The sequence below is a fragment of the Leifsonia sp. NPDC056665 genome (assembly GCF_042791795.1).
In the GTDB taxonomy this organism is placed as follows: Bacteria; Actinomycetota; Actinomycetes; order Actinomycetales; family Microbacteriaceae; genus Leifsonia.
Window position 1 is genome coordinate 88765 of record NZ_JBHTXK010000016.1, and the last position, 11390, is coordinate 100154.

8 protein-coding genes are annotated in these 11390 nt (G+C 71.9%); all 8 read left to right on the forward strand.

Features of this window, described 5'->3' with window-relative positions:
• Position 1: 1 nt before the first annotated feature.
• The 8 genes from carA (at position 2) to ACFQ9V_RS15060 (ending at position 11285) form a co-directional block, all read left to right on the forward strand.
• Positions 2-1168: a glutamine-hydrolyzing carbamoyl-phosphate synthase small subunit gene (gene carA / locus ACFQ9V_RS15025; RefSeq protein WP_382459924.1), complete on the forward strand. Its 1167-nt coding sequence runs from the start codon at positions 2-4 to the stop codon at positions 1166-1168.
• A complete protein-coding gene (carB, locus tag ACFQ9V_RS15030; protein ID WP_382459925.1) occupies positions 1168-4449 on the forward strand; it encodes a carbamoyl-phosphate synthase large subunit in 3282 nt (1093 codons plus the stop codon). The genes carA and carB overlap by 1 nt, the downstream gene beginning before the upstream one ends.
• Positions 4446-5318 (forward strand): orotidine-5'-phosphate decarboxylase, encoded by an 873-nt coding sequence (pyrF, locus tag ACFQ9V_RS15035; RefSeq protein WP_382459926.1) that lies wholly within the window; start codon positions 4446-4448, stop codon positions 5316-5318. Before carB ends, pyrF begins: the two co-directional genes overlap by 4 nt.
• The gene (gene gmk / locus ACFQ9V_RS15040; RefSeq protein WP_382459927.1) at positions 5311-6243 is read left to right on the forward strand and encodes a guanylate kinase; all 933 of its coding nucleotides are present in this window, start codon (positions 5311-5313) and stop codon (positions 6241-6243) included. The genes pyrF and gmk overlap by 8 nt, the downstream gene beginning before the upstream one ends.
• Positions 6244-6355: 112 nt before the next feature.
• Complete coding sequence (gene rpoZ / locus ACFQ9V_RS15045; RefSeq protein ID WP_382459928.1) at positions 6356-6616, forward strand: DNA-directed RNA polymerase subunit omega; 261 nt, start codon at positions 6356-6358, stop codon at positions 6614-6616.
• A gap of 108 nt (positions 6617-6724) precedes the next feature.
• Positions 6725-8008 (forward strand): bifunctional phosphopantothenoylcysteine decarboxylase/phosphopantothenate synthase, encoded by a 1284-nt coding sequence (locus ACFQ9V_RS15050; RefSeq protein ID WP_382459938.1) that lies wholly within the window; start codon positions 6725-6727, stop codon positions 8006-8008.
• Between the two features lie 59 nt (positions 8009-8067).
• Positions 8068-9261, forward strand: coding sequence for a methionine adenosyltransferase (metK, locus tag ACFQ9V_RS15055; RefSeq protein ID WP_382459929.1), 1194 nt, complete (start codon positions 8068-8070; stop codon positions 9259-9261).
• A 2-nt stretch (positions 9262-9263) separates the two neighbouring features.
• On the forward strand, positions 9264-11285 hold the full coding sequence (locus ACFQ9V_RS15060) for a primosomal protein N' (RefSeq protein WP_382459930.1): 2022 nt from the start codon (positions 9264-9266) through the stop codon (positions 11283-11285).
• Positions 11286-11390: the final 105 nt, after the last annotated feature.

Genomic DNA, 11390 nt, shown 5'->3' on the forward strand with positions numbered 1-11390 from the left:
CGTGACCGCAGCAGAACCTGCCGTGCTCGTCCTCGAAGACGGGAAGCGCTACGTGGGCCGGGCCTACGGCGCCCGCGGGCGGACGCTCGGCGAGGCGGTCTTCGCCACCGGCATGACCGGCTACCAGGAGACCCTCACCGACCCGTCGTACGCGGGCCAGATCGTCCTGATGACGGCGCCGCACATCGGCAACACCGGCACCAACGACGAGGACATGGAGTCCCGCCGGATCTGGGTGGACGGCTTCGTCGTCCGCGAGCCCAGCCGGGTCGTCTCCAACTTCCGCGCCCAGCGCAGCCTCGACGACGACCTCGTGGAGCAGGGCGTCGTCGGCATCAGCGGCATCGACACCCGCGCCGTCACCCGGCACATCCGCTCGGCGGGCGCCATGCGCTCGGGGATCTTCTCCGGCGACGACTTCGGCCTGAGCGACTCCGAGCAGCTGGAGCTGGTGCAGTCCGGCGCCAAGATGGCCGGTCGCAACCTCTCGGCCGAGGTCTCCACCGTCGAGCCGTACACGGTCCCGGCGGTCGGCGAGCGCGTCGGCTCGGTGGCGGTCCTCGACCTGGGCGTGAAGAAGTCCACCCTGGAGAACCTGGCCGCACGCGGGCTCGACGTCCACGTCCTCCCGCAGCAGGTCACCGCCGAGCACGTGCTCAGCCTGAACCCGTCCGCGCTGTTCTTCTCGAACGGCCCCGGCGACCCGCAGGCCTCCGACAAGCACGTCGCGCTCCTCCAGGAGACGCTGCGCGCCGGGCTGCCGTACTTCGGCATCTGCTTCGGCAACCAGCTCCTCGGCCGCGCGCTCGGCCTGACTACCTACAAGCTGCCGTTCGGCCACCGCGGGATCAACCAGCCGGTGCTCGACAAGCGCACCGGCCGCGTGGAGATCACCGCGCAGAACCACGGTTTCGCGGTCAAGGCGCCGATCGACGCGACCTTCGACTCGCCTGCCGGGTTCGGCACGGTGGAGGTCAGCCACTTCAGCCTCAACGACAACGTCGTGGAAGGCCTCAACTGCCTCGACATCGACGCGTTCAGCGTGCAGTACCACCCGGAGGCCGCCGCGGGGCCGCACGACGCCAACTACCTGTTCGACCGGTTCCTCGACATGATCCACAAGCGCGAGGCCGGCTCGACCGACGAGACCCAGGAAGGCACCGACTGATGCCCAAGCGCGACGACATCCACTCCGTCCTGGTCATCGGGTCCGGCCCGATCGTCATCGGCCAGGCCTGCGAGTTCGACTACTCCGGCACCCAGGCGTGCCGCGTGCTCAAGCAGGAGGGCGTGCGCGTCATCCTGGTGAACTCCAACCCGGCCACCATCATGACCGACCCGGACTTCGCCGACGCGACCTACGTCGAGCCGATCACCTGGGAGGTCATCGAGACCATCATCGCCAAGGAGAAGCCGGACGCGATCCTGCCGACCCTCGGCGGCCAGACCGCGCTCAACGCGGCCATGCAGCTCCACGAGCACGGCATCCTGGAGAAGTACGGCGTCGAGCTGATCGGCGCGAAGTTCGAGGCGATCCAGAAGGGCGAGGACCGCCAGATCTTCAAGGAGCTCGTGGTCGCTGCCGGCGCGGAGGTGGCGCGCTCGCACATCGCCCACACCGTCGAGGAGGCGCTGGAGTTCGCCGAGGATCTCGGCTACCCGCTCGTCGTCCGCCCCTCGTTCACGATGGGCGGCCTCGGCTCGGGCTTCGCCTACACGCCGGAGGACCTGCGCCGGATCGCCGGCGACGGCATCCACCAGAGCCCGACCAGCGAGGTGCTCCTGGAGGAGTCCATCCTCGGCTGGAAGGAGTACGAGCTCGAGCTGATGCGCGACACCTCCGACAACACGGTGGTCGTCTGCTCCATCGAGAACGTCGACCCGGTCGGCGTGCACACCGGCGACTCGATCACCGTCGCGCCCGCGCTGACGCTGACCGACCGCGAGTACCAGAAGCTGCGCGACATCGGCATCGACATCATCCGCGCGGTGGGCGTCGACACCGGCGGCTGCAACATCCAGTTCGCGGTGGACCCGGAGAACGGCCGGATCATCGTCATCGAGATGAACCCGCGCGTCTCGCGGTCCTCCGCGCTGGCGTCGAAGGCCACCGGCTTCCCGATCGCGAAGATCGCCGCGAAGCTCGCGATCGGCTACCGGCTGGACGAGATCCCGAACGACATCACCAAGGTCACCCCGGCGAGCTTCGAGCCGACGCTCGACTACGTCGTGGTCAAGGTGCCGCGGTTCGCGTTCGAGAAGTTCCCGGCCGCCGACCCGACGCTGACCACGACCATGAAGTCGGTGGGCGAGGCGATGGCGATCGGCCGCAGCTTCACGAGCGCGCTGCAGAAGGCGCTCCGCTCGCTGGAGAAGCGCGGCTCGTCGTTCCACTGGGGCCACGAGTCCCGCACCGTGGAGGCGCTGCTGGAGTCGATCGCGACCCCGACCGACGGCCGGATCGTGGACGTGCAGCAGGCGCTCCGCCTGGGCGCGACGCCCGAGCAGGTTTTCGAGGCCACCAAGATCGACCCCTGGTTCATCGACCAGATCGTCCTCATCAACGAGGTCGCCGAGCAGATCCGCGACGCGGAGACGCTCGACACCGACACGTTGCGCTACGCCAAGGACCACGGCTTCTCGGACGCCCAGATCGGCGAGCTGCGCGGCTTCGGCGAGGCCGACGTGCGCGAAGTGCGGCACATCCTCGGCGTGCGTCCGGTCTACAAGACGGTCGACACCTGCGCGGGCGAGTTCCCCGCGCTCACGCCGTACCACTACTCCAGCTACGACGAGGAGACGGAGGTCGTCCCGAGCGACACCCGCAAGGTCGTCATCCTCGGCTCCGGCCCTAACCGCATCGGCCAGGGCGTCGAGTTCGACTACTCGTGCGTGCACGCCTCGTTCGCGCTGCACGACGCCGGGTTCGAGACCATCATGATCAACTGCAACCCGGAGACGGTCTCGACCGACTACGACACCTCCGACCGCCTGTACTTCGAGCCGCTGACGCTGGAGGACGTGCTGGAGGTCATCCACGCCGAGTCTCAGTCCGGCGAGCTGGTCGGCGTCGTCGTGCAGCTCGGCGGTCAGACCGCCCTCGGCCTCGCCAAGGGCCTGGAGGCGGCGGGCGTCCCGATCCTCGGCACCACGCCGGAGGCCATCGACCTGGCGGAGGAGCGCGGCCTGTTCGCCGGCATCCTCGAGAACGCCGGGCTGCTGGCCCCGAAGAACGGCACGGCGATCGACTTCCCGAGCGCTGCGCACGCCGCGGAGCAGATCGGCTACCCGGTGCTCGTCCGCCCCAGCTACGTGCTCGGCGGCCGCGGCATGGAGATCGTCTACGACACCGCGTCGCTCGCGGACTACTTCGAGCGCGTCGCGGGCCAGGGCATCGTCGGGCTGGCGCACCCGCTGCTCGTCGACCGCTTCCTGGACGACGCGATCGAGATCGACGTCGACGCGCTGTACGACGGCGAGCGGCTCTACATCGGCGGCGTCATGGAGCACATCGAGGAGGCCGGCATCCACTCCGGCGACTCGAGCTGCACCCTCCCGCCGATCACGCTGGGCCGCCGCGAGATCGACCGCGTCCGCGAGGCGACGCTGAAGATCGCCGAGGGCATCGGCGTCCGCGGCCTGCTGAACGTGCAGTTCGCGATCGGCGCCGGCGTGCTCTACGTGCTGGAGGCCAACCCGCGCGCGTCGCGGACCGTCCCGTTCGTCTCGAAGGCGCTGGGCATCCCGCTCGCCAAGGCCGCGTCGCGGATCATGGTCGGCGACACCGTCACCGGCCTGATCGAGGAGGGCCTCCTGCCGGAGACCGACGGCTCCATCATCCCGATGGACTCGCCGGTCGCCGTGAAGGAGGCCGTGCTGCCGTTCAAGCGCTTCCGCACCCGCGAGGGCAAGATCGTGGACTCGGTGCTCGGCCCGGAGATGCGCTCGACCGGCGAGGTCATGGGCATCGACCGCGACTTCCCGACCGCGTTCGCCAAGAGCCAGGCCGCGGCCTACGGCGGCATGCCGCTGGAGGGCACCGTGTTCGTCTCGGTCTCGGACCGCGACAAGCGCGCGATCGTCCTGCCGGTGCTCCGGCTGAAGCAGCTCGGCTACGACATCGTCGCCACCGAGGGCACCGCCGAGGTGCTCAACCGCAACGGCATCGAGGCGCGGATCGTGCGCAAGTTCAGCGAGGCGCCGGAGGAGGACTCGGTCGTCGGGCTCATCACCCGCAACGAGGTGGACGTCGTCATCAACACGCCGAGCGGCCGGTCCGCCCGTGCCGACGGGTACGAGATCCGCGCCGCGGCGGTGGCCGGCGACAAGCCGCTGTTCACGACCATCGCGGAGCTGAGCGCCGCCGTCGCATCGCTCGACGCGGTGCGCGAGGGCTTCGAGGTGACGTCGCTGCAGGAGTACGCGCTGCAGAGGGCCGCGCGCGCGTGACAGGGTTGCCCTCCGCTCCGTTCGGCGACAGGCTGGCCGCGGCGTTCGATGCGCGCGGTCGCCTGTGCGTCGGCATCGACCCGCACCAGGCGTTCCTCGCCGAGTGGGACCTGGAGCTCTCCGCGAAGGGCGCCAGGGAGTTCGGGCTGCGAGTGGTCGACGCCGCCATCGGCCGGGTCGGCATCGTCAAGCCGCAGGTCGCGTTCTTCGAGCTCTACGGGTCTGCGGGGTACGCTGCGCTCGAAGAGGTGATCGGCACCGCCCGTTCGGCCGGCCTGTTGGTGATCGCCGACGCCAAGCGCGGCGACATCGGCACCAGCGTCGCCGCGTACACGGAGTCCTGGTTCATGCCCGGATCGCCGTTGGAGTCCGACGCCCTCACGGTGTCGGCGTTTCAGGGCGTCGGCTCGCTGGCCGAATCGATGGACCTGGCGGAACTCACCAACAAGGGCCTGTTCGTGCTCGCCGCTACCTCCAACCCGGAGGCGGCAGCGGGTCAGCAGGCGGTGCTCCAGGGCGGGCCCCGTGCCGGGATGACGGTCGCCCGTGCGATCATCGAAGACGTGCACGCGTTCAACCAGGAGCAGCCTCCGCATCCCTTCGGCACGGTCGGCCTGGTGCTCGGCGCCACCGTCGCGCTGGGGGACTACGGGATCGACACCGCGACCGCCGTCGCACCGGCCGTCCCGGTGCTCGCGCCCGGATTCGGCCACCAGGGCGCCCAGGTGCATGACGTCCAGCGGCTCTTCGGAGCGCTCACGCCGGGTGTCATCGTGAGCGAATCCCGCGGACTGCTCCACGGCGCGCCAGAGGGTCTTGCGACACGGATCGCCCGCCGCGCCGAGGAGGTGCGCGCCAGTCATGGCTGAGCCGACCACCGCCTCCCGCCGCCCCGCGCCGCCGGAGGTCGACCGGACCGCCGCGTCCGCCGCCGCCGTCGCGGCCCGCCGTGCGCGTGCCGCCGTCAAGAACGCCATCGCCTCCCGCGAGGTCTCGCCGCTGGTCGTCCTCGACCACGCGACCGCCGCGCCCGAGGGCGTGGAGGGCCGGCTGCGGGTCACCGAGTTCCTGCTGAGCGTGCCCGCGATCGGCACCACGAAGATGCAGGAGGCCCTGCAGCGCCTCGCCATCTCGCCGGCCAAGCGGCTCGGCGGCCTCGGCCGCCACCAGCGGCTGAAGCTCCGCGAGTTCCTGATCGAGCGCGAGAACCGCGCAGGCCGCCGCCGCCAGCAGCTCGTCGTGCTGGCGGGCCCGACCGCCGTCGGCAAGGGCACGGTCTCCACCTACATCCGGGAGAACTACCCGGAGGTGCTGCTGTCGGTCTCCGCGACCACGCGCGCACCGCGGCCCGGCGAGATCGACGGCGTCAACTACTACTTCGTCGACGACGCCGAGTTCGACCGGATGATCGAGGAGGGCGAGCTCCTGGAGCACGCCACCGTGCACAACGCCTATCGCTACGGCACTCCGCGCGGGCCGATCGAGGCGGCGCTGGAGCAGGGCAGGAGCGTCCTGCTGGAGATCGACCTCCAGGGCGCCCGCCAGGTGCGCGAGTCCATGCCGGAGGCGCGGCTGATCTTCCTGCTGCCGCCGACCTGGGACGAGCTGGTCAGACGCCTGATCGGGCGCGGCACCGAGGAGGCCGCCGAGCAGCAGCGCCGACTGGAGACGGCGAAGGTGGAACTGGCCGCCCAGGACGAGTTCGACTACCGTGTGGTCAACCACACGGTCGCTGAGGCCGCCCGGGAGGTCGTAGACTTGATGAAGGTCCGCGTGGCGCCGTCGCGCCCGTAGACCCCCCAGTCCTCAATCAGCACCGCGTTCGCGCCGGGATCGGCGCTCACCGCAGTTTCTCCACGTCTCGACACCGCGAGGCCCGGAAGCACAACAGAGAGGGTTACCGCACATGGCGACCACCAACAAAGGCATCATCGACCCGCCCATCGACGAGCTCCTGGCCCGCGTCGAGTCCAAGTACGCGCTGGTCATCTTCGCCTCCAAGCGCGCCCGCCAGATCAACGACTACTACGCTGACCTGCACGAGGGCAGCCTGTTCGACAACGTCGGCCCGCTGGTCGACTCCTCCGTCGACGACAAGCCCCTCTCGGTCGCGCTCCACGAGATCAACGAGGACAAGCTCGTCATCAAGCCGCTGCCCGCGGAGTAACCTCCCGGCACATCCGGCAGACAGAGAGCCGCCGACCGAGCGCAAGAGAACGACCACAGCCGGGACCGTGTCCCGCTGGCTGGAGGAGATGCCGCCGTGAGCCCACGATTGACCGTCGTCGTCGGAGTGACCGGCGGCATCGCCGCGTATAAAGCCGTCGGGGTCATCCGCGCGCTGGTGCTCGACGGGCACTCGGTGCACGTCGTGGCGACGGAGGCCGCGCTGCGGTTCGTGGGCCGTCCGACCCTCGAGGCGATCAGCCGCAACCCCGTCGCGACCGACCTCTACGAGGGCGTCGCCGAGGTGCGGCACGTGGCCATCGGCCAGTCGGCCGACCTGATCGTCATCGCCCCGGCGACGGCGAACACCCTGGCGAAGCTCGCCGCCGGCATCGCCGACGACCTGCTCGGCAACACCGTCCTGGCCTCCACCGCCCCGCTCGTGGTCGCCCCGGCGATGCACACCGAGATGTGGCGCAACCCCGCCACCGTCGCCAACGTCGCCACCCTGCGCAGCCGCGGCGTCACCGTCGTGGGCCCGGCCTCCGGCCAGCTCACGGGCGCCGACTCCGGCCCGGGCCGCATGGAGGAGCCGGAGGTCATCGTGCGCGCCGCGCTGCGCGCCGCCGGCATCTCGCCGCGACTGGCGGTCTCCGCAGTGCCGGAGCCGGTCGCCGACGTCGTGGTGCTCTCCGAGCGGCGCCGCGCCAACGAGGCCTCCCGCCGGCCGCGCGGGGGCGTCGACCTCGCGGGCAAGCGCGTCGTCGTGACTGCAGGCGGCACCCGCGAGCCGCTGGACCCGGTGCGCTTCCTCGGCAACCGGTCGAGCGGGCGCCAGGGCGTGGCCGTCGCCGCGGCGGCCCAGGCCCGCGGCGCGGAGGTCGTGCTGATCGCCGCGCACCTGGAGGTCGACCCGCCGGAGGGCGTCGAGCTGGTCCAGGTGCAGACGGCGCTGGAGCTGCAGGAGGCCGTCACCGAGGCGGCGCGCTCCGCCGACCTGGTCGTGATGACCGCCGCGGTCGCCGACTACCGGCCCGCCGTCACGCGCGACTCCAAGATCAAGAAGTCCGAGGCGGGCCAGACCCTCACCCTCGAACTGGTCGCCAACCCGGACATCCTCGCCGGCCTCTCCGCCGCCAAGCGCGAGGGCCAGGTCGTCGTGGGCTTCGCCGCCGAGACCGAGCCGGACCCGTCGACGCTCATCGAGCTGGGCCGCACCAAGCTCGCCGCCAAGGGCAGCGACTTCCTCGTCCTCAACCAGGTCGGCTGGGAGCAGGGCTTCGCAACGGAGAGCAACGAGGTCGTGGTCCTCCGCAGGGGCGGCGATATAGTGATGGAGGCCTCGGGGAGCAAGCTGTCGGTGGCCGACCGTATCTTGGACGTCGTCGTCTAGTCGTCGACCAGGGCCACGGCATCCCTGGCCGTGCCGCCATGCCGCGATCAAGGAGAACAATGGCAGATCTGCGCCTCTTCACGTCGGAGTCGGTCACCGAAGGTCACCCCGACAAGATCTGCGACCAGATCTCCGACAGCATCCTGGACGCGCTGCTCGCGGTCGACCCGCACAGCCGCGTGGCCGTCGAGACGCTGGTCACCACAGGGCTCGTCCACGTCGCCGGCGAGGTGACGACGAAGGGCTACGTCGAGATCCCCGCGCTGGTGCGCGAGAAGATCGTCGAGATCGGCTACGACTCCTCCGACGTCAGCTTCGACGGCACCCAGTGCGGCGTGTCCGTCTCCATCGGCGCGCAGTCGCCCGACATCGCCCAGGGCGTCGACAACGCGTTCGAGTCGCGCACCGAGCAGAGCACCGACGACCTCGACCGGCAGGGCGCGGGCGACCAGGGCATCATGTTCGGCTTCGCGACCACCGAGACGCCGCAGTACATGCCGTTGCCGATCTGGCTGGCGCACCGCCTCGCCGAGCGCCTCGCCGCCGTCCGCAAGGACGGCACCCTCGACTACCTGCGGCCGGACGGCAAGACCCAGGTCACGATCGGCTACGAGGGCCACACGCCGCGCACGGTGGAGACCGTCGTGCTCTCGACCCAGCACGCGCCGCACGTCTCCAGCGAGCAGCTCCAGGCCGAGGTCGTGGAGGAGGTCATCGCCCCGGTTCTGCACGCCGCCGGGCTGGAGACCGCGCACATCCGCACGCTCATCAACCCGACCGGCCGGTTCGAGATCGGCGGCCCGAAGGGCGACGCCGGGCTCACCGGGCGCAAGATCATCGTCGACACCTACGGCGGCGCCAGCCGGCACGGCGGCGGCGCGTTCTCCGGCAAGGACCCGTCGAAGGTCGACCGGTCTGCCGCGTACGCGATGCGCTGGGTCGCGAAGAACGCCGTCGCGGCGGGCCTCGCCGAGCGGCTCGAGGTGCAGATCGCGTACGCGATCGGCAAGGCCGCCCCGGTCGGGCTCTACGTGGAGTCGTTCGGCACCGGCACGGTCTCGGACGAGCAGATCATCCGCGCCATCCGCGAGGTGTTCGACCTGCGCCCGGCCGCGATCGTGCGCGATCTCGACCTGCTCCGGCCGATCTACGCGCAGACGGCGACCTACGGCCACTTCGGCCGCGACCTCCCCGACTTCACCTGGGAGCGGCTGGACCGCGTCGACGACCTGCGCTCCGCCGCGGGGCTGTAGCCGTGCCGGCGGCCGCCACGGTCGCCCGCGTGGCCCTGGACTCGCCGCTCCCGCAGCTCGACCATCTGTTCGACTACAGCGTTCCGGACGAGCTCGCGGAGCAGGCGGTCCCCGGCGTGCGGGTGCGCGTACCGCTGCGCTCGGCGGGACGGGTGGCCGACGGCTACCTGGTGGAGCTCGCCGAGCCCGACGAGGCCTTCTCCGGCACCCTGAGCCCGCTGGAGGCCGTGGTGTCGCCGGTGCCGGTGCTCACCGAGCCGGTGTGGCGGCTCGCCCGCAGGCTCGCCGACCGCAGCGCGGGGACGGCGAGCGACATCCTCCGGCTCGCCGTGCCGCCGCGCATGGTGCGGGTGGAGAAGGCGTGGCTGGCGGCGCGGGAGGCGGGCGCTCCCGCTACCGCTACCGCTTCCGCTCCCGCGCCGGCCGAGGCGGAGCCCGCGGCGTTCCCGGTGCGCGGCTACGTCGCCGGCGCACTGGAGGCCGCGGTCGCGGCGGGGGAGCGCATCGCGCTGCGGCCGATCCCGCGGCTGAGCAGGCTCCCGGACGGCACCTGGGTCGGGGAGTGGGCGGTCACGCTCGCCGCGCTCGCGACCGCCACCTGGCGCGCGGGCAGCACGGCCATCGTCGCCGTGCCCGACCACCGCGACCTGGAGCAGCTCGGGGCCGCGCTGGCGGCGATCGCCCCGGCGTCCGCGGTGGTCCGCGCCGACGCCTCCCAGTCGAACCCGGATCGCTACAAGGGGTTCCTGGCCGCGCTCTCCGGCCCGCGGATCGTCATCGGCAACCGCTCGGTGGTCTACGCTCCCGCCGCCCGGCTGGGACTCGTCGCGGTGTGGGAGGACAGCGACCCGCTGTTCGCCGAGCCGCTCAGCCCGTACGTGCACGCGCGCGACGCCGCGCTGGTCCGGCAGGAGCTGGAGGGCGGCGCGCTCGTGCTGAGCGGCCTGGTCCGCAGCGTGGAGGCGCAGCGGCTGGTCGACCTCGGCTGGCTGCGCGACCTCGGGCCGGAGCGCGGGTACACGGGCAAGGTCGTGCTGACCGCGAACCAGAGCGCGGACGAGCCCGCCGCCCGCGCCGCGCGCATCCCGTCGTCCGCGTGGCGAGCCGCCAGGGAGGCGCTGAGCGGTGAGAGCGGGAGGCCGCGCGGCCCCGTGCTCGTCCAGGTCGCCCGGCCGGGCTACCTGCCGGTGCTGTCCTGCGCGAAGTGCGGTCAGGCGGCGCGCTGCGCCCGCTGCACCGGGCCGCTCGGGCAGCGCCGGGCGGGGGCGACGCCGTCCTGCGGGGTGTGCGGCGCGCTGGCGACGGACTGGCACTGCACGCGCTGCGAGCACACGAAGCTGCGGATGGTGACGGCCGGCTCCGGGCGGACGGCCGAGGAGCTGGGCCGCGCCTTCCCCGGCACGCGCGTGATCCTCGCGGACGGCGACCACCCGGTGCAGCGCGTCGGCTCGGCTCCCGCGCTCGTGGTCGCCACGCGCGGCGCCGAGCCGATCGCCGAAGGCGGCTACCAGGCGGTGCTGCTGCTCGACGGCGAGCGGATGCTGGCCAGGGAGACACTTCACGTCGCCGAGGACTGCCTGCGCTGGTGGACGAGCGCCGCGGTGCTGGCCGCCGCGGGCGCGCCGACCGTGCTGGTCGGCGTCTCCGGCGACCTCGCACGCGACTTCGCGACCGGCCGCCTGGTCGACTTCGCCCGTGAGGAGCTGGCCGACCGCCGCCAGCTCCGGTTCCCGCCCGCCGTACGGCTGGCCTCGGTGACCGGGGCTGCCGAGTCGGTCGACGGTCTGCTGAAGGCGGTCGACCCCGAACTGCTGATCGACGTGCTCGGCCCGGCCGCGGTGGACGAGAAGACGGTCAGGGCCGTCCTGCGCTTCGAGTACGCGAAGGGCGCCGACGTGGCCGCGGCCGTGCGCGCGACAGTCGTGCGCAATGCGACGCAGCGCCGCCGCGCTCCGGGAGGCCGCCCCGGCTACCGCCCCGCCCCGACCCTCCGCGTCCGCTTCGACGACCCCGAAATCCTCTAACCCCCTCTCCCTCCCGCCGAAGGGCACGTAAACGCCCCTAAAACCGAGTTTTATGGGGGTTTTAGTGCCCCTCGGCGGGGGGGGGGGGCGGGGAGACTCGGGGCT

What these genes read in the sequence shown, in the direction of transcription:
- carB (WP_382459925.1), top strand. Translation starts at nt 1,168, where the DNA reads ATGCCCAAGCGCGACGACATCCACTCCGTCCTGGTCATCGGGTCCGGC.
- gmk (WP_382459927.1), top strand. Translation starts at nt 5,311, where the DNA reads ATGGCTGAGCCGACCACCGCCTCCCGCCGCCCCGCGCCGCCGGAGGTC.
- rpoZ (WP_382459928.1), top strand. Translation starts at nt 6,356, where the DNA reads ATGGCGACCACCAACAAAGGCATCATCGACCCGCCCATCGACGAGCTC.
- metK (WP_382459929.1), top strand. Translation starts at nt 8,068, where the DNA reads ATGGCAGATCTGCGCCTCTTCACGTCGGAGTCGGTCACCGAAGGTCAC.